Annotated in this window: 21 protein-coding genes; 13 read left to right on the top strand and 8 right to left on the bottom strand. The window is 73.6% G+C overall.

Annotation, left to right across the window (positions count from 1 at the left end):
- Positions 1-321: 321 nt before the first annotated feature.
- Positions 322-564 (bottom strand): ferredoxin, encoded by a 243-nt coding sequence (locus ACIRQY_RS31740; protein ID WP_403931375.1) that lies wholly within the window; start codon positions 562-564, stop codon positions 322-324.
- Positions 565-578: 14 nt separating this feature from the next.
- On the bottom strand, positions 579-1769 hold the full coding sequence (locus ACIRQY_RS31735; RefSeq protein ID WP_351790499.1) for a cytochrome P450: 1191 nt from the start codon (positions 1767-1769) through the stop codon (positions 579-581).
- 572 nt (positions 1770-2341) lie between these two features.
- On the opposite strand from ACIRQY_RS31735, the gene ACIRQY_RS31730 reads away from it, so the two are divergent.
- The 5 genes from ACIRQY_RS31730 to ACIRQY_RS31710 are packed head-to-tail and all read left to right on the top strand — an operon-like array spanning position 2342 to position 6673.
- A complete protein-coding gene (locus ACIRQY_RS31730; RefSeq protein WP_351790497.1) occupies positions 2342-3841 on the top strand; it encodes an ATP-binding protein in 1500 nt (499 codons plus the stop codon).
- Between the two features lies 1 nt (position 3842).
- Positions 3843-4250 carry a roadblock/LC7 domain-containing protein gene (locus ACIRQY_RS31725; protein ID WP_351790494.1) on the top strand — a complete coding sequence of 136 codons (408 nt, stop codon included), beginning with the start codon at positions 3843-3845 and terminating at the stop codon, positions 4248-4250.
- Entirely contained in the window at positions 4247-4603 is a 357-nt protein-coding gene (locus ACIRQY_RS31720; protein WP_351790492.1) for a DUF742 domain-containing protein, read from the top strand. The genes ACIRQY_RS31725 and ACIRQY_RS31720 overlap by 4 nt, the downstream gene beginning before the upstream one ends.
- Positions 4584-5207, top strand: coding sequence for a GTP-binding protein (locus ACIRQY_RS31715; protein WP_403931372.1), 624 nt, complete (start codon positions 4584-4586; stop codon positions 5205-5207). The genes ACIRQY_RS31720 and ACIRQY_RS31715 overlap by 20 nt, the downstream gene beginning before the upstream one ends.
- Positions 5204-6673 carry a cytochrome P450 gene (locus ACIRQY_RS31710; protein WP_403931370.1) on the top strand — a complete coding sequence of 490 codons (1470 nt, stop codon included), beginning with the start codon at positions 5204-5206 and terminating at the stop codon, positions 6671-6673. Before ACIRQY_RS31715 ends, ACIRQY_RS31710 begins: the two co-directional genes overlap by 4 nt.
- A 57-nt stretch (positions 6674-6730) precedes the next feature.
- On the opposite strand, the gene ACIRQY_RS31705 is transcribed toward ACIRQY_RS31710, so the two are convergent.
- Positions 6731-7759, bottom strand: a complete 1029-nt coding sequence (locus tag ACIRQY_RS31705; protein ID WP_403931369.1) for a hypothetical protein — start codon at positions 7757-7759, stop codon at positions 6731-6733.
- Between the two features lie 329 nt (positions 7760-8088).
- Between ACIRQY_RS31705 and ACIRQY_RS31700 the strand changes: the two genes are divergently transcribed.
- The 4 genes from ACIRQY_RS31700 (at position 8089) to ACIRQY_RS31685 (ending at position 11866) form a co-directional block, all read left to right on the top strand.
- On the top strand, positions 8089-9501 hold the full coding sequence (locus ACIRQY_RS31700) for an amidase (protein WP_403931367.1): 1413 nt from the start codon (positions 8089-8091) through the stop codon (positions 9499-9501).
- Positions 9502-9771: 270 nt separating this feature from the next.
- Positions 9772-10281, top strand: a complete 510-nt coding sequence (locus tag ACIRQY_RS31695; RefSeq protein ID WP_403931365.1) for an ATP-binding protein — start codon at positions 9772-9774, stop codon at positions 10279-10281.
- Positions 10282-10694: 413 nt separating this feature from the next.
- Positions 10695-11282, top strand: a complete 588-nt coding sequence (locus tag ACIRQY_RS31690) for a hypothetical protein (protein ID WP_403931363.1) — start codon at positions 10695-10697, stop codon at positions 11280-11282.
- Positions 11283-11425: 143 nt separating this feature from the next.
- Positions 11426-11866 carry an ATP-binding protein gene (locus ACIRQY_RS31685; protein WP_403931361.1) on the top strand — a complete coding sequence of 147 codons (441 nt, stop codon included), beginning with the start codon at positions 11426-11428 and terminating at the stop codon, positions 11864-11866.
- Between the two features lie 415 nt (positions 11867-12281).
- Here ACIRQY_RS31685 and ACIRQY_RS31680 read toward each other — a convergent pair whose 3' ends face one another.
- The 3 genes from ACIRQY_RS31680 to ACIRQY_RS31670 are packed head-to-tail and all read right to left on the bottom strand — an operon-like array spanning position 12282 to position 15024.
- A complete protein-coding gene (locus ACIRQY_RS31680) occupies positions 12282-12776 on the bottom strand; it encodes a hypothetical protein (protein WP_403931360.1) in 495 nt (164 codons plus the stop codon).
- The gene (locus tag ACIRQY_RS31675; RefSeq protein ID WP_403931358.1) at positions 12773-14332 is read right to left on the bottom strand and encodes an ATP-binding protein; all 1560 of its coding nucleotides are present in this window, start codon (positions 14330-14332) and stop codon (positions 12773-12775) included. The genes ACIRQY_RS31680 and ACIRQY_RS31675 overlap by 4 nt, the downstream gene beginning before the upstream one ends.
- Positions 14329-15024, bottom strand: coding sequence for a response regulator transcription factor (locus ACIRQY_RS31670; protein WP_351790464.1), 696 nt, complete (start codon positions 15022-15024; stop codon positions 14329-14331). The genes ACIRQY_RS31675 and ACIRQY_RS31670 overlap by 4 nt, the downstream gene beginning before the upstream one ends.
- A gap of 133 nt (positions 15025-15157) precedes the next feature.
- On the opposite strand from ACIRQY_RS31670, the gene ACIRQY_RS31665 reads away from it, so the two are divergent.
- From ACIRQY_RS31665 to ACIRQY_RS31650, 4 genes are read left to right on the top strand one after another with little or no spacing between them, the layout of a single operon-like run.
- Entirely contained in the window at positions 15158-15805 is a 648-nt protein-coding gene (locus ACIRQY_RS31665; protein WP_403931356.1) for a hypothetical protein, read from the top strand.
- Complete coding sequence (locus ACIRQY_RS31660; protein ID WP_403931354.1) at positions 15802-16902, top strand: peptidoglycan-binding protein; 1101 nt, start codon at positions 15802-15804, stop codon at positions 16900-16902. The genes ACIRQY_RS31665 and ACIRQY_RS31660 overlap by 4 nt, the downstream gene beginning before the upstream one ends.
- The gene (locus ACIRQY_RS31655; protein ID WP_403931352.1) at positions 16899-17648 is read left to right on the top strand and encodes an ABC transporter ATP-binding protein; all 750 of its coding nucleotides are present in this window, start codon (positions 16899-16901) and stop codon (positions 17646-17648) included. The genes ACIRQY_RS31660 and ACIRQY_RS31655 overlap by 4 nt, the downstream gene beginning before the upstream one ends.
- The gene (locus ACIRQY_RS31650) at positions 17645-18856 is read left to right on the top strand and encodes an ABC transporter permease (protein WP_403931351.1); all 1212 of its coding nucleotides are present in this window, start codon (positions 17645-17647) and stop codon (positions 18854-18856) included. The genes ACIRQY_RS31655 and ACIRQY_RS31650 overlap by 4 nt, the downstream gene beginning before the upstream one ends.
- A gap of 28 nt (positions 18857-18884) precedes the next feature.
- Here ACIRQY_RS31650 and ACIRQY_RS31645 read toward each other — a convergent pair whose 3' ends face one another.
- On the bottom strand, positions 18885-19313 hold the full coding sequence (locus ACIRQY_RS31645; protein WP_403931349.1) for a MazG-like family protein: 429 nt from the start codon (positions 19311-19313) through the stop codon (positions 18885-18887).
- 559 nt (positions 19314-19872) lie between these two features.
- On the bottom strand, positions 19873-21249 hold the full coding sequence (locus ACIRQY_RS31640) for a DEAD/DEAH box helicase (protein WP_403931347.1): 1377 nt from the start codon (positions 21247-21249) through the stop codon (positions 19873-19875).
- Between the last annotated feature and the right edge of the window lie 10 nt (positions 21250-21259).

The following is a 21259-nucleotide window of genomic DNA, read 5'->3' as shown; positions in this document are numbered from 1 at the left end:
CGGCCGGTGCGGGGCGCGATCCGCACCTGTGCGAGACGGCCCGGCCCCCTGTGCGGCCCGGCCTCGCCCGGCGTACGGCACGGCCCCGCCCGGCCCCCGGGCGGGGTTCCGGCCGCGCGCGACGCGGTTCCGCCCGGCGCACGGCGTTCCTCCCGCCCGCGCACGCGGGGGTGCGCGGGGCGGGACCCGGAGAACGGCCGGGACCGGACGGGGAGAACGGCCTGAATCAGGTAGCCCGGAACGGCCGGGATCAAGTGCCCGGGAACGGCCGGGACCGGACGCGGGGAGCGGCCCGGGCCAGGTGTCCGGGAGCGGCCTGGATCAGGTACCGGACCGGCCGGGATCAGCCCCGGGGGCCTCGGCCCCCTCGTCCAGAGTGATCGCCTGCACCGGACAGGCGCGGACCGCCTCGTCGAGCAGGTCGTCGTCGCCCTCCGGCCCGCCGCCCTCCCGTTCCGGCAGGACCGTGCCGAACCCGTCGTCGTCCTGGGTGAAGAATTGAGGCGACGTCAGGGCGCACTGCCCGGCGCCGATGCAGAGGTCGCCGTCGATCGAGACGCGCATCGGGGACGCTCCTCTCACCAGGTGACGGGGAGCGCGAGCATCCCCTGGATCGTGTCCCCCGGTTTGAAGGGGATCTCCTCGGCGGGCGCGTCGAGCCGCAGCCCCGGCAGCCGCCGCAGCAGCGTCCCCAGCGCGATCTCCAGCTCCGCCCGCGCCAGGTTCTGCCCCAGGCACTGGTGGATGCCGAAGCCGAACGCCACGTGATGGCGGGCCGAGCGCCCCCAGTCGAGCGTGTCGGGATCGGCGTAGGCGGCGGCGTCCCGGTTGATGACCGAGGTCGAGAACACCACGCCCTCGCCCGCGCGGACGACGGTTCCCCCGACCTCCACGTCCTCGCGGGCCACCCGCAGCAGACCGTCGGCGATCGACAGGAACCGCAGCAACTCCTCCACGGCGGTGGGCAGGAGCGAGGGGTCGGCCCGGAGCTCGGCCATCCGCCCGGGATGCCGCAGCAGCGTGTACGTGCCCAGCGAGATCATGTTCGCCGTGGTCTCGTGCCCGGCGACCAGCAGGATCGAGGCGAGCTGCACCAGCTCGTCACGGTCGGGCCCGCCGTCCGCGCCGCCCAGCGAGACGAGGTCGTCGAGGACGCCGTCGCCGGGCTTCGCCCGCTTCTGGTCGACCAGGTCGCCCAGGTACTCCTCCAGCCGGGCGAGGGCGTCGGTGGTGTCCTCGCCGGTGGGCCCGCGCAGCAGCCGCCGGGACTGCTCCTCGAAGAACTCGTGGTCCTCGTACGGGACGCCGAGCAGCTCGCAGATGACGATCGACGGCACCGGCAGCGCGAAGGCGCTCACCAGCTCGGCGGGCGGGCCCTGCGCCTCGACGGCGTCGAGCAGCCGGTCCACGGTCTCCTGGATGCGGGGCCGCATGTTCTCGGCGCGGCGCAGCGAGAAGCTCGGGATCAGCATCCGGCGCTGGGTGTTGTGCTCGGGGTCGTCCCAGCCGAGCAGGGCCGCGCGACGGCGGCGGCGCACCGTCTCGGCGCGCTCGGTCGGCAGCGGGAAGCCGGGCCGGGTGGAGTCGCTGGAGAGCCGGGGGTCCGCCAGGAGGGCGCGGGCGGCGCCGTGGCCGGTGACCAGCCACACGGACCGGCCGTCCCAGAGCGTCACCCGGGACAGCGGGCGCTCCTCGTCGGCACGGGGGTAGGCGGTCGGGGGGTGGTAGGGGCAGGTGCGGTTCTGCGGGAACGCGACGGCTTTCGTCATGGGAGGCCTCGCTCGGTGCGCATCGGTGACTCTGACGTGGTGCCGTCTCCACTACATGCCTCAGGCATCTAATTGGTCTACGGCAAGTTCGGCCAATCCGCCGGACGCCCGACAGTGAGCGACGGTGTGGAGCGGGCGGCTATTCTCCGCCATTGATTGGCCTGATGACGATATTCGGGGCCCGGGTGCCACCCCGCGCGTCCGGAGTCCCGCGCTCCGGAGTGCGGATCCGCACGCCCCCGGAGAAGTGGTCGTGCGTTCGGATGATCGGAGCCTCGCTCTCTCTCCGTCGCTATGTGATCGGTTCATTGCATTTTCAGAGCGGTACTTGGTCACTTTCAAGACCTCAAATGACCGGTGCGGGGAGCCATTCCCGCTCGGTCACATGGTGAACCCGAACTGACTATGCTCCCCAATGTGTTGCGAAGCGATCACAGCGAGTCATGACCGCTGTGGTGCTCGCGGACGGAAAGCGCCCGCGCAAGGACGCCCGCACGGCGTGATACCGACGGGCCCGCCCTCGCACCACGTCACCCCAGTCCGCTCATTCCAGTCTGCTGAGGGACCCCTCGATGGTTCGTGCAGGATCGACCTCCAGAGCCCGGCCGCCCGCGCCCGGCCGGGCTTGGCTCCTCCCCCCGGGAGTCCTCGCCGGTGCCCTGGCCGCGGCGCTGCTCCTCGCCCCGGCGGACATACGGGCACCACTGGCCTGGTACGGCTCCGGTGCCCTCGCCCTGGTGCTCCTCACCTCCCTGGAGACCGCCCGCAGACTCCGCGCGGCGGACGTCGTCCGCACCGCGCGGGCCGAGGCGGAGGCCCGGGAGCGCTTCGCCCAGCGCGAGGCGGCGCTGCTCGACCGGCTGGCCGACCAGCGGACCAGCACCGTCTGGCTCGCCGAGAAGCTGCTCCCGGCGGCCGTCGCCCGGCTCCGCAAGGGCGACCAGGCCTCCGACATCCTGCACTCCGTCTCCTTCGGGGCCCATATCGACCCGGAGTTCGCCGACGCTCTGAAGCGCGCGCTGGGGACCATCCTGGAAGCGGTGGAGACCGAGGAGAACACCCGGGACGCCTCCCAGCGGGCCCTCGTCGCCGTCGCCCGAAGAGTGCAGGCGATCGTCCACCAGCTCGCCAAGGACCTGCACACCATGCAGATCGTCCACGGCACCGACCTGGTGATCTCCCGGGGCCTCCAGGACATCGACCACCGCAACGCCCTGATCGGACGCCTCGCGGCCAGCATCGCCGTGCTCGGCGACGCCCGCCCAGGACGCCAGTGGTCCAAGGCGATCCCGCTCTACGACGTCCTGCGCGGCGCCATGTCCCGGATCGTCGACTACCCGCGCGTGAAGCTGACCTCGGTGACCGAGGTGGCCGTGGTCGGCCCCGGCGCCGAGCCGCTGATCCACCTCCTCGCCGAACTCCTCGACAACGCCACGACGTTCTCGCCGCCGCACACCCCCGTGGAGGTGACCGCGAGCGAGGTGCCCTCCGGCATCGCGATCGAGATCGAGGACCGGGGCGTCGGACTCACCGAGGAGGTCCGGGAGCGCGTCGAGCGCGTCATGCGCCAGTCCATGTCCGGCATCCAGCTCGCCAGCCTCGGCGAGGTCACCCAGCTCGGCCTCCCCGTGGTCAGCCGGCTGGCCCGCGAACACGGCTGCGACGTCGATCTGCGCACCTCCGCCTACGGCGGCGTACGGGCCGTGGTGCTCGTACCCCGGCGCCTGATCACGACGGTCCCGCAGTCCGTCCTCAGGTTCCCCGAACCACCCCGCAAGCGCCCCGTCGGGGGAGGTCCGGTGCTGCCCAGAGCCGTACCGCCGGTCACGGCGTCGAACGACACCGGAGAGATCAGGAAGACCCCCAACGGGCTCCCGCAGCGCCGGCGCGAGTCGCCCGTCCCCATCCCGGTCGTCGTGGCGACCACGACACCGCCCACCCCGCTCCCGACCAAGGGTTCCTCCGGCCCCGCACGCCAGCCGGGTCTCATGTGGGAGGCGTTCAACGGGGACAAGCGCAACGCCCCCCAGCCCACCACTCCCCACCACGAGCCGTCAGATGAGGTTGAGTAACATGCAGCCACTGCCCAACATGGACTGGATGCTCAAGGAGCTCGTGGGCGGCGTCCCGTACGTGCGCCACGTGGTCGTCCTGTCGTCCGACGGGCTGTGCATCGGTCAGGCCAACACCGAGCCCGACGCGGCCGACGCGATCGCCGCCGCCTGCTCCGGCATCCAGAGCCTGGCACGGGCCATCGCGCAGATGTTCCCGCACGGGGACGGCTCGACGCACATGGTCGGCATCGAGGCCGACGGCGGTTACTTCTCCCTGATGGCCGCCGGACCCGGCGCCTACCTCGCGGTGCTCGCCGACGAGGAGGTGGACGCCGGGCTCCTGGGCGCCCGGATGCGGACGCTCGTGGTGCGGATCGGTCAGCACATGACCAGTCCGCCCCGCGATGACGTCGGGCAGGCGATGTGACATCAGAGAACCCGAACCCCTGGGACGAGGGCACCCCCGTCCCCCTCTACGTCATCACCGGTGATCCGGGTTCCACGGCCGGGACCTTCAACCTGGTCACGCTCATCGTCACCCGGGCCACGCCCGACCCGGCGATGCAGCCCGAACAGGCGGCCATCCTCTCGCTGTGCACGTACCCGCTGTCGGTGGCCGAGCTCTCGGCGTACCTCAGTCTCCCGTTCAGCGTCGTCACCGTGCTCCTGTCCCAGTTCGTCGACGACGGGAAGGTCGAGGCCATCGCGCCCGTCCCCGTCGCGGCGTACCCCGAACGCGGCCTGCTCGAGGCGGTGATCCATGGACTACGCAAGCTCTGACGCCCCCGGCGTCGGCCCCCGCGGCACCGACATGCTGCTGCCCCACGGTGCCAGAGGAGTCAAGGTCGTCGTCGTCGGAGGCTTCGGCGTCGGCAAGACCACGATGGTCGGCACGGTGAGCGAGATCCCGCCGCTCACCACCGAGGAGACCATGACGCAGGCGGGCGTCGGGATCGACCACAATCCCGGCGCCCAGGGCAAGAACACCACCACCGTCGCCATGGACTTCGGGCGGATCAGCATCGACCGGGAGCTGATCCTCTATCTGTTCGGCACCCCCGGACAGGAGCGCTTCTGGTTCCTGTGGAACGGCATCTTCGAGGGCGCGCTCGGCGCCGTGGTGCTCGTGGACACCCGGCGGATCGAGGTCTGCTTCGAGGTCGTCACCCGGCTGGAGGACCGCCGGGTCCCGTTCGTCGTGGCCGTCAACACCTTCCCGGAAGCCCCGCAGTACCCCTTGGAAGAACTGCGCACTGCCCTGGCCCTCAGCGATTCCGTGCCCATCGTCACCTGTGACGCACGGGACCGGGCGTCCTGCCGGGACGCCCTGCTCTCGCTGATGGTCTACCTGTGCACCCTCGCCGCCGCCCAGGAGAACGCATGACCCTCCCGCCCGCCGACCACGCCACCGGGCTGCCCGGACAGGCCACCGCCCCGCCCGGACCGACCCCGCCGCCCGGCTGCCCCGCGCACGCCGTCGGCGCCGGACCCGGCGGAGCGACCCGGCTGTACGGCCCCGCCGCCGCGACCGACCCGATGGGCCTGTACGAGGAACTCCGCGCCACCCACGGCCCGGTGGCGCCCGTCCTGCTCGACGGCGACGTCCGCGCCTGGCTCGTCCTCGGCTATCTGGAGAACCGGGACGTGGCCAGCCGCCCCACCCAGTTCTCCCGCGACCCGCGCGTCTGGCACGGCTGGACCAGCGGGGAGATCGACCCCGCCACCTCACCGCTCATGCCGATGATCGGCTGGCGGCCCGACTGCGTCTGCGCGGACGGGGAGGAGCACCAACGGCTGCGCGGCGCGGTCACCGCCAGCCTCAACCAGTTCGACCACCGGGGGCTGCGCCGTCACATCACCCGCTTCGCCCACGAGCTGATCGACACCTTCTGCGAGGACGGCGACGCCGAACTCGTCGAGCGGTTCGCCGAGCACCTGCCCATGCTCACCCTCACCCACCTCCTCGGCATGACGGAGGAGGCCACCCCCGGACTCGTCCACGCGGCCCGTGACCTCTTCAAGGCCACCGAGACCTCGCTCGCCAGCAACGACCACGTCCTGGAGAGCCTCGCCAGGCTCGTCGCCGAGAAGCGCTCCCGGCCGGGACACGACATCGCCTCCGCGCTGATGGCCCACCCCGCCGGACTCACCGACGAGGAGGTCCAGCACCACCTGCGGCTCATCCTGCTCGCCGGGTACGAGACCACCGCCAACCTGATGTCCAACGTGCTGCGCATGGTGGTCACCGACCCCCGGTTCAGGGGCTCGCTCGCGGGCGGCCAGATGACCCTGCCGGAAGCGGTGGAGCAGGTCCTGTGGGACGAGCCGCCGCTGATGGTTTGCCCGGGGCGCTGGGCCAACGGCGACACCTCGGTCGGCGGGCAGCAGATCAAGGCGGGGGACATGCTCCTGCTCGGTCTGGCCGCGGGCAACGTCGACACCACGATCCGCCCCGACCCCTCCGCCCCGGTGCACCACAACCGCGCCCACCTGTCCTTCAGCGCGGGCACCCACGAGTGCCCGGGGCAGGACGTCGGCCGCATCATCGCCGACACCGGCATCGACATCCTGCTCACCCGGCTCCCGGACATCGCGCTGTCCGTCCCCGAGCACACGCTCAGCTGGCGCTCCTCCACCTGGGCCCGGCACCTCACGGCGCTGCCCGTGAGCTTCGTCCCCCGCCCCCCGCAGTCGTTCGACCAGCCCGCGCCGCTTCCGCCCCCGCCGCCGAGGGCCAGCACGGAGCCGTCGCCGCGACCGTGGCCGGAGACGGTGACCGAGCCGTCCCGGGCGTCCGCTCCCCGCGGCACCTGGCGGGCGCGGCTGCGGAGGCTGCTGGGGAAGCGGTAGCCGACCGGCGCCCCCGGTGACGAAGGACCGGCCCCTCCCGGGGCCGGTCCTTCGTCGTCACTCGGGGAAGGGGGTGTCGGAGGGGGCGTACCGGGGGGCGCCGGTGTACCAGGCGTGGATGCCGGAGAGGAACCCGCAGGCCCCTCGGAGCCAGGTGTCGAGTTCGGCGCGCTCGGCGTGGTCGAGTCCCGCCGCCTCCACGATGAGGGGGAGGTCGGCGAGACGGAGGTGCTCGAAGTCCCGCAGCCGGCTGTTGACCAGGTTCAGTGCGGCGATCACGGCGTCGTGCAGCGAGATGCCCAGGGAACTGCCGAGCACCACCACGAGGTTGTTGACATCGTTCTCCTCGTGGACCTCGCGCTCGTAGGAGGCGATGTCGTTGGCCAGCCCCATGAAGTCCATGAAGGCGTCGAGGAGGGCGCGCACGGTCCGGGTGCGGCGGATCTGTTCGGGTATTCGCGCGCCGGTGGCCAGCTCCACGGAGTACGGGGCGGTGTGCGCGGCGAAGCTGTCCCGCCGGAACGGCGCGTACTCGATCAGATGGGGGACCCGTCCGTCGAGGCTGTTGGACAGTTCCTCGACGCCCGCGTCGACGTACCGCACCAGGGCCCGGTTGAACTCGGCGCGCCAGTGGGCGAGCCGGGGCGGGAAGAGATGCCGCTGGAGGTCGGCGATGCCCCGCTCGACGGGGTTCGCCGGTTCCGGCAGCCGGTCGGGCTCGGGGCCCAGGAAGCGGTGCAGCCGGGCGGTGAACTCCCGTGCGCCGTGCAGGTCCCCGGTCTGCTTGAAGGCGGTGGCGAAGTAGTCGTCCCAGGCCAACGCCCATATGTTGAAACGGTGGTTGAGCCGGAGGGCGGCCGGTGGGGCGTCGGGCAGGGTCCACGCGGTCAGCTGGTCGACGGTCATGGCGTGGAACTGGGACCGGGTCCAGACCGGGCCGTCCGCTGTGGGTCCTCTCTCGCCGCCCAACATGCCCATGTCGCGCGCCCAGGTCTCGCTCTCCTGACGGAGGGCGGGCAGGAAGGGGTTCACCCGCAGGGGGTGGGGCATCCACAGTTCGGGGAGCTCGACGGCGTGTACGGTCATGGGGACCGGTCCCCTCCTCTTCGGCCCGCCCGGACACGTCCTGCCACCCGGGCGGTGCACGATCGCTAAACCACCAACGCCGAGGACGGCCGATTCCCGCCCCACGGCTCTGCAAACCTGCCCGCGTTGGCCGACCGGCAACCCCTCAAAACAAGCCGATCGATGATCAGAAACCGGTTTCCCCGGAAGCGAAGACGAAAGAAACGGTCCTTCTCTCCTCGGGGAACAGCCGTCGCTCCTGAAACAGGGCTATCGGGGTCTCGCGTGTTACCCGCTGGTACGCCATGCTGGCCGTCCACCATCCACGAGGCCGGGGGGCTGAGACAGCCGTGTCGACATCCGAGGAACCGACCAGGGTGCACGCCTTCCGGGACGACGCCCTGGGCGAGCACGACGCCGTGGGGCTCGCCCGGTCGATACGGAAGGGCGAGGTCAGCGCCGCCGAAGCGGCCAGGGACGCCGCCGCGCGCGTACGGGCCGTGGAAGGGCGCCTGCACGCCGTCCAGACGCACATCGACGTCCCCGAACCCGCCCCCGGCAGCGGTGCGCTCGCCGGGGTGCCGACCTTCGTCAAGGACAACACCGAACTGCGCGGACTGCCCACCGGCCACGGCAGCGCCGCCTTCGTCCCCCGCGCCGCCCGCCGCCACGCGCCCTTCACCCGGCAGTTCCTGAGCAGCGGCGTCACCGTGCTCGGCAAGACGCGCCTCCCCGAGTTCGGGTTCAGCCCCTCCACGGAGTACGAGGACGCCGAACCCGTCCGCAACCCCTGGGACACCGGCCGCTCGGCGGGCGGTTCGTCCGGCGGCAGCGCCGCCCTGGTCGCCGCCGGAGCCGTGCCGATCGCCCACGCCAACGACGGCGGCGGCTCCATCCGCATCCCCGCCGCCTGCTGCGGACTCGTCGGACTCAAACCGACCCGGGGCCGGGTCGTCGGCAACACCCAGAGCCGCCGACTGCCCCTGGACCTCGTCTCCGACGGCGTCGTGAGCCGCTCGGTCCGGGACACCGCCGCGTTCCTCGCCGCCGCCGAGACGCACTGGCGCAACCCGAAGCTGCCGCCCGTCGGCCTCGTCGAGGGCCCCTCCGGGCGACGGCTGCGCGTCGGCTTCCTCCTGGACTCGCCGAACGGGGTCCCCACCGACCCGGCCACCCGCGCGGCCGTCACGGAGACCGTGGCCACCCTGGAACGCCTCGGCCACACCGCCTGTCCCGTGGAACTCACCCTCGACCCCCGGTTCACCGACGACTTCCTCACCTACTGGGGCATGCTGTCCTACCTGCTCGGCGCCACCGGCCGCACCCTCGGGGCCGACTTCGACCGGCACCGCATGGACGGCCTCAGCAGAGGACTGCGCGAGCAGTACCTGCGGAACTGGCGCGGCACCCCCGGCGTCCTGCGCCGCCTCAAGCGCACCGGCAGGGCGTACGCGGCGGCCTTCCGGGGGCTCGACCTCGTCCTCTCGCCCGTCCTCGCCCACACCACGCCCCCGCTGGGACACCTCAGCCCGGCCGTTCCCTACGAGACCCTCATCGACCGCATCCTCGCGTACGTCGCCTTCACCCCCGTGAACAACGTCGTCGGCACCCCGTCGCTCTCCCTGCCCGCCGCCCGCCCGACCGCCGGGGGACTGCCCGTCGGCATCATGTTCTCCGGCCGCCCCGGCGCCGAACGGACCCTCCTGGAACTCGCCTACGAACTGGAGGCCGACCACCCGTTCCGGCGCGTGCAGGACCTCTGACCGGAACGCCCGGTCAGGACTCCCGGGCGGGCCGCTGTCACTGCCGGTCGGCGCGCTGCCCGGCGGTCTCCACCCGGCCCCCGTCCGCCGCGCCGCCGTCCCCGCGCTCGCCCATCCTCCGCACCTCCAGGCCCGCACCGTCCCCGCTGTCCTCGCAGCATCACACGGCAACGCCTCGGTCCGCCCGATTCGGACCGGTCCGTCCCGTGTATGGATCTCCGGGCGGGGAACCCGCCCGGAGAGGGTTCGTGAGAAGGAGGTCCGGAGCCGATGACCAGTGAACACACGGGGTACGGGGAACGGGCCGGGCGGTTCTTCCTCGGTGACCGCGGCGCGGTGGCCGCGCGCTGCCGGGACTTCTGCCGCGCCGTCCTCGCCGACTGGGACTGGCCGGGTCCGGCCCGGACCGGAGGGCCCACCCGGGAGGAGCGGGCCCTCGCCCTGGAAGACGTCCTGCTCGTGGTCTCCGAGGCGGTCACCAACGCCTGTCTGCACGCCGGAGGGCCGACGGACCTCGTCGTCCGCCCGGCCCCGGCGGGCGGGGTGCGGATCGAGGTGGGCGACCGGAGCGGCCGGGTCCCGCGCACCCGGCCGCGCGACGCCCCCGGCAGGCCAGGCGGCAACGGTCTCGTCGTCATCGACCGGCTCACGCGCGCGTGGGGCGCGACTCCCCGGGAGGGCGGCAAGTACGTCTGGATGGAGATCGCGGCCCCGGGAGCGCGCGAGACCCCCGCCCCTCAGGCGCCCCGGGCCGGACCCTCCCACTCCAGGCCCCTCTGACTCCGCGCCCGGAGCCCCGCGTGCCCCGCTTCAGAGACCGCGTCATTCCGGCCGATCCCACCGGTATGGACCTGGCCGGTATGGACCGGTGGAAACCGGACACCGAGGGGAAGGGTCCGGATGCCGAACGGCCCCGGACGGGGTCCGGTGGGGCTTCGGAATCCATGGCACGGGCTCAGCGGCGAGGGCACAGCGATGCCACCACGACTGTCTGCCTCCCTGAGGGTGGTGACAGTTGCGGTCGGGCCCTTCGAGGGACACGGCGCCTGAGTGCCGCCCCTACAGGAGAATGCCCGAGCGTCACGGGGCGCCGGACGGGCGACGCGGTCGTGCCCGGACGCCGACGACCCGCCCCGGAGCCGTTTCCACGCCGAGCCTCCGCCACCGCACTTGACCTTGATCGTTCACATGGCATGAACAACACCAGGCGCGCCCTCGCCGCCCTTGTCCTCTCCGCCTCCGCCCTCGGCGCCGCCTCCGGTGGCGCCGTCGCGGTGGAGCCCCGCCCGGCGCCCGCCGGAGGCTCCCTCACCGCCCCCACGTCCACCGCCGCCTACGCCGCCGATATCGCCGACGCGCTGACGGGAGTCTTCGTCGACTACGGAATCGCGCTCAGCCCCAGGGCCCTCTCGTACGCCATGGACGAACCCGTCACCGACCCCACGCCCGCTTCCACCACCACGCCTGCGCCCACCGCCGCCGCGGAGGCGGTGACCGTCAGCGTCTCCGAGAGCGCGGCGACCAGTACTGCCGCGTCCGCCGGGGCGTCGGCGTCGGCCTCCGCCTCCTCCCAGTCCCTGAGGGAGTCCCTCGTCCGCAGCCCGCGCTTCGCGGCCGTCTTCGGTCCGGGGCTCCCGCCGAACGTGCTCGACCACAACATTCGGGACTTCAGCACCCGCCTCGCCGACTACTACGGCCTGAGTTCCACCCAGGCCGACGCCATCGCCCAGGCCGTCTCCTCCGTCGCCGTCCCTGCCAACGCGCGGGCGGGCGCCCGCTGACCCGGCGCGAAGCCGGGACCCCGCCAGCGGTGTCACCGCCCATGTGTCGGGGAAGCCCGCGCGGACGGGGGTGACGGGAGGAATGCGAGCGGTGCGCCGGGGAAGGCGCACCGTGAGCGAGGAGAAGGGACTCGGTGGGGACGGTGACCACAGGGAACGGGATACGGCGGGAGCACCGGCCGGGGGTGCCGCGCGACGCGGCCGAGGCACGGGCGCGGGTGGCGGCGGCGCTGGCGGGGCGCACCACGGGCGCGGGTGGCGCGGTGGACGGGGGCACACCCTCGTCCACCGCCGTGGGGGACGCGCTGCTGGTGACGTCGGAGCTGGTGACGAACGCGTTCCGGCACGGCGGCGGGCTCACCGGCTTCGACGTGGCGCTCGGTCCGGCGGCGGTGACGATCTCGGTCGCCGACGCCAGTGACGAGCTGCCGCGCCGCGCGGAGCGCTGGAGCCCGGAGCGGGCCGTCGAACTGGCCGAGGGCGGCTTCGGCTGGCCCCTGGTCAGACTCCTCGCCCTGGAGGTCCGGCTACGGCTGCCGCCCGGGGGCGGCAAGACGATAGAGGTCCGCCTCCCTCTGCGCTGACCGGCGTCCGCCGGGGGCGGGACAGTGCCGGACCTGGGTGGTCCTTGGACCAAGGCCAAGGCCAAGGATCAGGTCCAGGTCCAGGTCCAGAGCCAGGGCCTGGACCTGGGTGGCCTCCGGGCCCGGGTGCGGTCCGGCAGGCTGCCTCCGGGCCGGGCCGACTCCTCCGGCCCCGGGCCGTGCCTTCCCGTAGAGGTGGGGGCTCATAGGCGTCTGGCCGTGCATTCCTCCCCACCCAGGGGTGGGTCCTTCCAGCCCCGGCCAGGGTCTCTCCCCGCAGGCGCCGGGCCCCCGCGCCCGACCGGGGCCTCTCCGGCAAGGTCCGGGCCCCGCCGGGGCAGTCCCCGGCAGTCCCCGGCGGGGCAGTCTCCGGCAGGGCCCGGCAGGGGACTGCCTTCCGCCCCGCGTGGACTCCTCAGCCGTTCAGGAACTCCGCGCACCGGTAGGGGCCGAACGACGGGCCCTCGTCGGGGCGGAGGGTGACCTCGACGTCCTCCGCCCTGACCCGGGGATCGAGGACGGACTGGGCGCGGGCGAGCGTGCACACCAGTTGCCCGGTGCCCTGGTCGCGCCCCGTCGCCCGGTAGGGATCGGCCAGCCACAGGGTGACCTCGGTGCCCCGGCCGCTCACCGTGTAGCCGCCGATCTCCACGAGATTGGTGAGTCCGTCGCGCTGCTCGACGGGCGGCAGACCGACCGCGAGCATCTTCAGGACCGAGCCGAGGTTCTCGATCCTCTGGTCGACCGCCGGCACGGCCCGCAGTCCGCTGCCGGACGCGTAGTACAGCCGGACGCCCCGGGTCAGTCCGGTGGCCGGTTCGCCCGCGCCTATCACTCCGGTCGGCTGGACACCGCACCCCACCAGGGCGATGCCGAGGGCCGCGACGGCTCCCCGTCTCCGTACGCTCACTCCGCTTCCCCTTCCGCGCGCCGCAGGGGCAGCCGCAGGGTGAACACCGCGCCGCCCCCGGGCCCCTCGGCGACCTCGATCGTGCCGCCGTGCAGTCGTGCGTTCTCCAGCGCGATGGCCGTGCCCAGACCGCTGCCCTGGCCGCCGCCGTCGGCCGCGCCCCTGGTGCGTGCCGCGTCGGCCTTGTAGAACCGGTCGAAGACCCGCTCCCGCACCTCGGGCGGCAGTCCGGGGCCGTGGTCGGCGACCTCCACCGTCACCCACGGTCCGTCCGGCCCGGGGCCGGTGCCGAGCGTCACGACGACCGGCGGGGCACCGTGCCGCAGCGCGTTGCCCACCAGGTTCGCCACGATCACGTCGATCCGGCGCCGGTCGACGACCGCCCGGGGCCCTTCGCCGAGCCGGGCCTCCACCCGGTCCGTCCAGCCGCGCAGCGCGAGGGAGGCCCGTACCGTCTCGGCGAGGTCGGTCTCGGCGGCGTTCAGCCGGACCGCGTGCGCGTCGAAGCGGGAGATCTCCATCAGGTCCTCGACGAGCCGGGAGAGCCGGGCGGTCTCCGCGCCCACGGTGCGGGCCGCGCGCGCCGCGTCCGGCGGCAGCTGGTCGGCGTCCTCGTCGAGTACGGTCGCGACCATCGTCATCGCCGCGAGGGGCGTGCGCAGCTCGTGCGACACGTCCGCGACGAAGCGCCGGGCCTTCGCCTCCTGCTCGCGCAGCCGCGCGTCCGAGGACTGGAGGGCGTCCGCCGTCTCGTTGAACGTCCTTGCCAGCTCCGCGAGTTCGTCATGCCCCTTCACCACGACCCGGCTGCTGAGGTCCCCGGCGGCCAGCCCCCGGGTGGCCCGCCCCAGCTTCCGTACCGGACGCAGGACCGTCCCGGCCGCCAGGAGCGCCAGCAGGGCGGCGAGGACCACCACGGGCAGCAGGCCCGTCCGCACGGACGCGAGGAGCGAGGCGGTGTCGTCGCGTTCGGCCCGCAGATCGGTGATCACGAAGACCTCCAGACCGGATTCGCGCCGGTCGCCGTCCGCGTACGTCACCGGCGTCCCCACGACCAGGTACGGCTCGCCCCGCCACTCGACGCGCTGGAACCGGGCCCCGTCCCCGGCCCGTACGGCGGCGCGCAGCTCCGTCGTGACACGGCCCTCGACATCGGCGTACGCGTCGGAGACCGCCGTCAGGTCCCGGTGCCGGGCGACCACGATCCGGGCGCCGAGCCCGTCCGAGACACGGGCCGCGAAGCGGGCGAGCGTCCGCTGGTCGGGCGGCAGGTCGAAGTCGGCGGCGACCGACGCGACCCGGTCCCGTACGTCGCTCACGGCGGCGTCCTGGGTGCGCTGGAGGACGGCGGTGCGCGCCTCCCGGTAGGCGAGCGCGGTCGCTGTGACCGCGCTGACCAGCGCGACCAGCACGAAGGTGACGACGAGCCGGGTCCTGAGGCCGACGACGAGCCGCCACGGGCGCCGCTTCGGACGCCGCCGCTCGCGCTCGGGAGCGGGACCGGGACCGGCCCCGGGACCGGTGTCCGCGCCGGAGCGTGCCGTCCGGCGGCTCACAGCGGTCCGAAGCGGTAGCCGAAGCCCCGCACGGTCTGCACGTACAGGGGTTTGGCCGGTACGTCCTCCAGTTTGGCCCGCAGCCGTCCCACGGCCGCGTCCACCAGCCGTGAGTCCCCGAGGAAGGTGTGGTCCCAGACCGAGGCCAGGAGCTGTTCGCGGCTGAAGACCCGCCCGGGGGAGGCCGAGAGCTCCAGGAGCAGCCGGAGTTCGGTGGGGGGCAGTGGGACCGGGGCGCCGTGCTTGGTCACGGTGAGCCCGGCGCGGTCGATGACCAGGCCCGCCAGGTCGGCGTCCTCGGGCCGGTTCCGGGCCGCCGGTTCCGCCCGGCGCAGGGCGGCGCGGATACGGGCCTCCAGGACCGGCGCGGTGACCGGTTTGACGACGTAGTCGTCGGCGCCCGCCTCCAGACCGGTCACGATGTCGTGGTCGTCGCCGCGCGCGGTCAGCATGATGACCGGCAGGGTGGCCGTCCGGGCGCGGACGCGGCGGCACACCTCGAAGCCGTCCATGCCGGGCAGCATCAGGTCGAGGACGGCCAGTTCGATCCTCGCTCCGTCGGGACCGGCGAGCAGCGCGAGTGCCTCCTCACCGGTGGCGGCCGTGTCGACGCCGTACCCGTGCCTGCGCAGCACGAGCTCCATCCCGTCCCGTACGGACGCGTCGTCCTCGATCAGCAGTACATGCGGCATGGGCTCGATTATGGGTGCCGCGCGCACCCGCCCGAAGCCCTGGCGAGGGGCCGAGACGCAGGTCGGGGGCATTGTTACGTTCTCATCATGTCGTCATGGACCCGCCATCACCTGCTCTGGCGAGGGTGGCGGCATGACCACGAAGACACCCTCCCGCGTTCCCGCCCGGCTCCGGCTCGTCGCCCTCGCCGTACTGCCCGTCCTCGCCCTCACCGTCGCGTGCGGCGGAGGTGACGGGGTCCGCGCCGAGGGTGCCGACGCCATCGCCACCGCCCCCGGGACGACCGCGCCGGCCAAGGCCCCGAGCACTCCGGACGGTCCCTCCGCGAAGCCCGCGGGGAAGAGCGCCTTCTACGACGCCCAGCTCGCGTACGTCCGCTGCATGCGCGTCAAGGGCGGCTACGAGGACTACCCCGACCCCAAGCTGAGCGGCCACCTCGACTGGGGGAAGGTCGAGGAGATCGCCTCCAAGCCCGGCCAGATGGAGGCGGCCAAGGGCGGGAAGAACGGCGTCTGCGTCCCCGAACTCCGCACCGTCATGGACGCCGAGCCCCAGCGGGACCAGCAGAAGTCCTACGAGTCGATGCTCGCGCACGCCAAGTGCATGAGGGACAACGGTGTCTCCCGCTTCACCAACCCGACGATGAGCGGCGGCAACGCGCAGCCGGGCGGCGAGCCCAGCCCCGCCTCCCCCGTCATCGACCAGAAGTCCCCCACGTACAAGCAGGCCCGCGAGGCGTGCCGGACGAAGCTGCTCGACGGTCTGGACGGAATGCAGTGAGGCGCCGCACAGCCCGCGCGATCGGCGCGGCCGTGGTCCTCGCGGCCGTCACCGGCGGAACCGCCCTCCTCGGCGGCTTCGGCCCGATCGGCGGCCGGGACGGCGACGGCTCCGGCGGCTCGGGGAAGGACGGACCGCCGCCCGCCACCGCCACCGTCGTCCGCACCGACCTCGTCCGGTCCAAGACCGTCGACGGCAGGCTCGACTACGCGCAGCGCCGTGTGGTGAAGTCCGCCGTCGACGGGACCGTCACCGTCGCCGCCCCCGAGGGGAAGACCCTGACCCGGGGGGAGGCCCTCTACGAGCTGGACGACAAGCCCGTCACCCTCCTCTACGGGCCGGTCCCGATGTTCCGCGAGATGAAGAAGGGCGACCGGGGCAGCGACGTCCTCCAGCTGGAACGCAATCTGCGCGACCTGGGATACGGCGCCGGGATCTACGTGGACCCCCGGTACGACGAGGACACCGAGCGTGCCGTCAAACGGTGGCAGAAGTCCCTGAACCGGGAAGCCACCGGCCGCGTCGGCAAGGGCGACGTCGTCTTCCAGCCCGGCCGGCTGAAGGTGGTCACCGCCGACGCGTCCCTCGCCGACCAGGTCGGCGCCGACACGGCCGTCCTGACCGTCGCCTCCACCCACCCCGTGGTCCGTGCCGCCCTCGACCAGTCCGACGGCGCCCTCACCTCGCGGAACACCCGGGTCGAGGTCACCCTGCCCAGCGGGAGGACCGTGCCGGGCCGGGTCGCCGGGACCGTACGCCCCGAGGACGACAGTGCTTCCGGCGGGGCCCCCGTCTCCCAGGAGGGCATCGTCGTCGAGGTCGTCCTCGACGGCGGCGCGGGGGCCGCGACCGGCGAGGACGCCAGGGCGACGGCCAGCGTGAAGTTCGTCAGCGAGGCCCGCAAGGGCGTCCTCGCCGTCCCCGTCGAAGCGGTCATCGCCCTGCGCGGCGAGAACGGGGGGTACGGCCTCCAGGTCGTCCGGGGCACGACCACCTCCGTGATCCGTGTGGAGACCGGGATGACCGCCGACGGACAGATCGAGATCAGCGGTCCCGACGTCCGCGAGGGCCTTCAGGTCGGGGTGGCCGCCTCATGACCGCCGCCACCGCGACCGGGGGTCCCGGCACCCTCACCGGGACGCCCGCCACCGTGATCGAACTGCGGGACGCCACCAGGACGTACCCCGGCGGCGTCCACGCCCTGCGCGGGGTGAACCTCACCGTCCACGCGGGCGAACTGCTGGCCGTCGTCGGCCCGTCCGGCTCCGGCAAGTCCACGATGCTCCATGTCATGGGCACCCTGGACAAGCCCACCGGCGGCACCGTCCGCATCGCGGGCCACGACGTGTCCGCGCTGTCCGACGCGCGCCTGTCCGCCCTGCGCGCCCGGCACATCGGCTTCGTCTTCCAGCACTTCCACCTCGCGGCCGGACGCGACGCCGTGGACAACGTCGCCGACGGACTCCTCTACGCGGGCGTCCCGGCCCGGCAGCGCCGGGCCCGGGCCCGCGAGGCACTGGCCAGGGTCCGGCTCGACCACCGTGCGACCCACACCCCCAACGAACTGTCCGGCGGCGAGAAACAGCGGGTCGCCATCGCCCGCGCGCTCGTCGGGGAACCGAGCCTCCTGCTCGCCGACGAGCCCACCGGGGCCCTCGACACCGCCTCGGGCGCGATCGTGATGGAACTGCTCCACGAACTGCACGCGTCCGGCACCACGATCTGTGTCATCACCCACGACCAGGCGATCGCCGACTCGCTGCCGCGCCGCGTCCGCTTCAAGGACGGCGAGATCGTCTCCGACGAGCGGGGCGTCCGGACGGCGGAAGGGGCCGCCGCGTGAAGGGCGCCCACGCGGCGGGCGCGGGACTCCGCCCGGCCCGGCTCGCCGCCCTCGACGTGCTCCGGGTCGGCGCGGTGGGACTGCGCGCGCGCCGCGCGCGGGTGGTGCTCTCCGCGCTCGGCATCGCCATCGGCATCGCGACCATGGTCGCGGTCGTCGGTCTCTCCGAGTCGAGCCGCGCGGACCTGATGGCCCGGCTCGACCGGCTCGGCACCAACCTGCTCACGGCGGAGGCGGGCAAGGACCCCCTGGGCCAGGAGATCAGACTCCCCAAGAACGTGGCCGCGATGGTCGAACGCATCGGACCCGTCCAGCACGCCACCGCCACCGGGGACGTCGACGCCCGCATCCGGCGCAGTGACCTCGTCCCGGAGGAACGCACGGCGGGGGTCACCACCCAGGCCGTCCGCATCGATCTGCTGGACGCGCTGGGCGGCGAGGTCGCCCGGGGGAAGTGGCTGGACCGGGCGGGCGAGCGCCTGCCGGTCACCGTGCTCGGCGCGGTGGCCGCCGACCGTCTCGGCATCACCGGCCCCGGCGAGACGATCATGATGAGCGACACCCGGGTGGTGGTCGTCGGCATCCTCCGGCCGATCGAACTGGTCCCCAACCTGGACCGGGTCGCCATGGTCGGATTCCCCGCCGCCGAACGCCACTTCGGCTTCGACGGACACCCCACCACCGTGTTCGAGCGATCCACGGACGCCTCGGTGGAGGACGTGCGGGCCGTCCTCGCCCGCACGATCAGCCCGGGGAACGAGGGACACGTCAAGGTCTCCCGCCCCTCGGACGCGCTGGCGGCCAAGGCGGCGACCGACGAGGGCCTGACCGCCCTCATGCTGGGCCTCGGCGCGGTGGCCCTCCTGGTCGGCGGCGTCGGCGTCGCCAACACCATGGTCATCTCCGTCCTGGAACGCCGCCAGGAGATCGGGCTCCGTCGCTCCCTGGGCGCGACCAGGGGCGCGATCCGGCTGCAGTTCCTCACCGAGTCGCTGCTCCTGTCGGCACTGGGCGGCGCGGCGGGCGCGGTCCTCGGCACGGCGGCGACGTACGGCTTCGCGCGGGTGCAGCAGTGGACGCCGGTGGTCCCGCCGTGGGCCCTGGCGGGAGGCCTGGGCGCGACCCTGGTGATCGGGGTGATCGCGGGTCTCTACCCGGCGGTCCGGGCCTCGCGCCTGCACCCGACGGTGGCCCTGAACGCGACCTGAGCCACCGGCGCCCTCCGCGGCCCTCGCCTCAGGAGCGTCCGGCGTACGGGAGGAACTCGGCGGACTTCTCGGCGAGCACGGCGGCGAAGTACTCCGGGGCGTCCTCCGGCCGCATCCGGGCCAGGGTGACCATGCCGGTGATCACCACGTCGGCGACCTCCTCGGCCACCTGCTCCCAGGTGTGGCTGCGGCCCTTGCGTGGATTGGTCCCCCGGACGCCGACGACCGCCTGAGCGGCTTCCCCGACCTCCTCGGTGAGCTTGAGCACCTGAAGCGTCCACTGCTCCTCGGCCGGGATCCCCCGCCCGCTGTCGAACCCGGAGAACAGCGCGGCGAGCGCGCCGACGGTCTCCCAGGGGGCGGACCCGCCCGCCGGCCGGTGGGCGGGGGAGTCCGGGGCCGTGGCCGCCGGGGCGGAACCGGCGGCGGTCGCGGTCGCGTCGAAAGGGTCGCTCATGGGTCCTCCGAAGGCGTCTGGATGCGTCACGCTGCTCAACGACGGACGGACGCGTGAGGACCCACGGCTTTCGGACGGGAGGGCAATTTCCTTACGGGGAAAGCGAATTCCGTACGGATTCCCCTTCCCCTTCCGTACGGAACTCCCCTTCCGTGCGGAGAGAGGGGAGCCTTCACGGGAAGGGGCCCACGAGGTGCCGCCGGAACTCGCGCGGGACATGGCCGCCCTCACGGGGCCGAAACCCCTACGGGTGAAGCGGCCGACGTGTCCCCTACGGGCCTGGAACTCCCTGGAGGGATGCCCCGGCTCCTGGGGACTTTCAGACCCTTACGGGCTCGGGAACCCGTAAGGGTCTCGGGTGCCCCGCAGAGATTCGAGAAGGATGGGGGCCCCTCCTCGGGCCCCGGGGCCCCTGAGGGGCGTCCGAGCCCCACGGCCCAGGGCCTCCCGGGACGAGACACGGACGCCCGGTGGGCCCCGGGTGCCCAGGCCGGGCATCCGGGGCCCGCGCGCGGACCCCGGATCGGTTCGCGCGCGGACCCCGTCGCCCCAGGTGGTGTCAGCCGCCCCGGCGGACCCTCGCGGCCCTGCGGGCCTCGGCCGCCTGCCGGGCTTCGGTCGCCTTGCGGGACTCGTTCTTCGCGCGGCCGGGGCGGCCCGGGACGGTGCCCATGCCACGGAAGGCCGCGCCGCCGCGCCGCGCGCCCTCCGTGCTCGGCGCGGCCCCGTCGACGGGGACACCCGACGGGGCGCGGGCGCCGGTGATCCGGCTGAGTTCGGCCTCGCCGGAACGGACCCGGGTCTCCTGGGGGCGGATGCCCGCGTCGGCCATCAGCCGGGCCACCTCGCGCCGCTCCTCGGGGGTGACCAGCGTGACGACGAGTCCGGACTCCCCGGCGCGGGCGGTGCGCCCGCCCCGGTGGAGGTAGTCCTTGTGGTCGGCGGGCGGATCGACGTTGACGACGAGGTCGAGCTCTTCGATGTGCAGGCCGCGCGCGGCCACGTTCGTCGCGACCAGGACCGGCACCTCGCCCTTCCGGAAGCGGTCCAGGGTGCGGGTCCGCAGCGGCTGGGACTTGCCGCCGTGCAGCGCGGCGGCGCGGACACCGCTGCCGAGGAGGTGCTTGGTGAAGCGGTCGACGGCCGCCTTCGTGGCCAGGAACATCAGGACGCGTCCGTCGCGGGCGGCGATCTCCGTGGCCGTGGCGAACTTGTCGGGGCCGTGCACGAGGAGCACATGGTGGTCCATCGTGGACACGGCGGCGGCCGAGGGGTCCACCGAGTGGTCCGCCGGGTCCTTCAGGTACCGCTCGACCAGCAGATCGACATCGCGGTCCAGGGTGGCGGAGAACAGCAGCCGCTGGCCGTCCGGCGGCGTCAGGTCGAGCAGCTCGGTGACCTGCGGCAGGAAGCCCAGGTCGGCCATCTGGTCGGCCTCGTCCAGGACCGTCACGGCCACCCGGTCCAGGCGGCAGTCCTTGCGCTCGACGAGGTCCATGAGACGGCCGGGGGTGGCGATCAGGACCTCGGCGCCCTCGCGGAGCGCGGCGGCCTGGCGGCCGATCGACATCCCGCCGACGACGGTGGCCGTGCGCAGCTTCAGGGCCCGAGCGATCGGATCGAGCGCCTCGGTGACCTGCTGGGCGAGTTCACGCGTGGGTACGAGGACCAGGGCGAGGGGCCGTCGGGAGTCGGCGCGGCGGCCGGCGGTGCGGACGAGCAGGGGGAGGCCGAAGGCGAGAGTCTTGCCGGAGCCGGTCCGGCCGCGCCCCAGGACGTCACGGCCCGCGAGGGCGTCGGGAAGGGTCGCGGACTGGATGGGGAACGGCTCGTCGACGCCGAGCCGGGCGAGGACCGCGAGGACCTCCGGCGGCAGGCCGAAGGCGGCGAACCCGGTCGCGCCGTCCTTGCCGTCCGTGCTGCTCGTGCTGTTCATGGGGACCTTC

The sequence above is a fragment of the Streptomyces sp. NPDC101490 genome, assembly GCF_044767145.1.
Taxonomy (GTDB): domain Bacteria; phylum Actinomycetota; class Actinomycetes; order Streptomycetales; family Streptomycetaceae; genus Streptomyces.
Note: the sequence above shows the minus strand (reverse complement) of the source record. Positions and strands in the feature narration are given on the sequence as shown.

Excerpts from the sequence above, each read along its gene's own strand:
- ACIRQY_RS31725 (WP_351790494.1), top strand. The coding sequence starts at position 3,843 with ATGCAGCCACTGCCCAACATGGACTGGATGCTCAAGGAGCTCGTGGGC.
- ACIRQY_RS31645 (WP_403931349.1), bottom strand. The coding sequence starts at position 19,313 with ATGAGCGACCCTTTCGACGCGACCGCGACCGCCGCCGGTTCCGCCCCG.
- ACIRQY_RS31735 (WP_351790499.1), bottom strand. The coding sequence starts at position 1,769 with ATGACGAAAGCCGTCGCGTTCCCGCAGAACCGCACCTGCCCCTACCAC.
- ACIRQY_RS31730 (WP_351790497.1), top strand. The coding sequence starts at position 2,342 with ATGGTTCGTGCAGGATCGACCTCCAGAGCCCGGCCGCCCGCGCCCGGC.
- ACIRQY_RS31640 (WP_403931347.1), bottom strand. The coding sequence starts at position 21,249 with ATGAACAGCACGAGCAGCACGGACGGCAAGGACGGCGCGACCGGGTTC.
- ACIRQY_RS31695 (WP_403931365.1), top strand. The coding sequence starts at position 9,772 with ATGACCAGTGAACACACGGGGTACGGGGAACGGGCCGGGCGGTTCTTC.
- ACIRQY_RS31670 (WP_351790464.1), bottom strand. The coding sequence starts at position 15,024 with ATGCCGCATGTACTGCTGATCGAGGACGACGCGTCCGTACGGGACGGG.
- ACIRQY_RS31665 (WP_403931356.1), top strand. The coding sequence starts at position 15,158 with ATGACCACGAAGACACCCTCCCGCGTTCCCGCCCGGCTCCGGCTCGTC.
- ACIRQY_RS31690 (WP_403931363.1), top strand. The coding sequence starts at position 10,695 with ATGAACAACACCAGGCGCGCCCTCGCCGCCCTTGTCCTCTCCGCCTCC.
- ACIRQY_RS31705 (WP_403931369.1), bottom strand. The coding sequence starts at position 7,759 with ATGACCGTACACGCCGTCGAGCTCCCCGAACTGTGGATGCCCCACCCC.
- ACIRQY_RS31710 (WP_403931370.1), top strand. The coding sequence starts at position 5,204 with ATGACCCTCCCGCCCGCCGACCACGCCACCGGGCTGCCCGGACAGGCC.
- ACIRQY_RS31740 (WP_403931375.1), bottom strand. The coding sequence starts at position 564 with ATGCGCGTCTCGATCGACGGCGACCTCTGCATCGGCGCCGGGCAGTGC.
- ACIRQY_RS31655 (WP_403931352.1), top strand. The coding sequence starts at position 16,899 with ATGACCGCCGCCACCGCGACCGGGGGTCCCGGCACCCTCACCGGGACG.
- ACIRQY_RS31715 (WP_403931372.1), top strand. The coding sequence starts at position 4,584 with ATGGACTACGCAAGCTCTGACGCCCCCGGCGTCGGCCCCCGCGGCACC.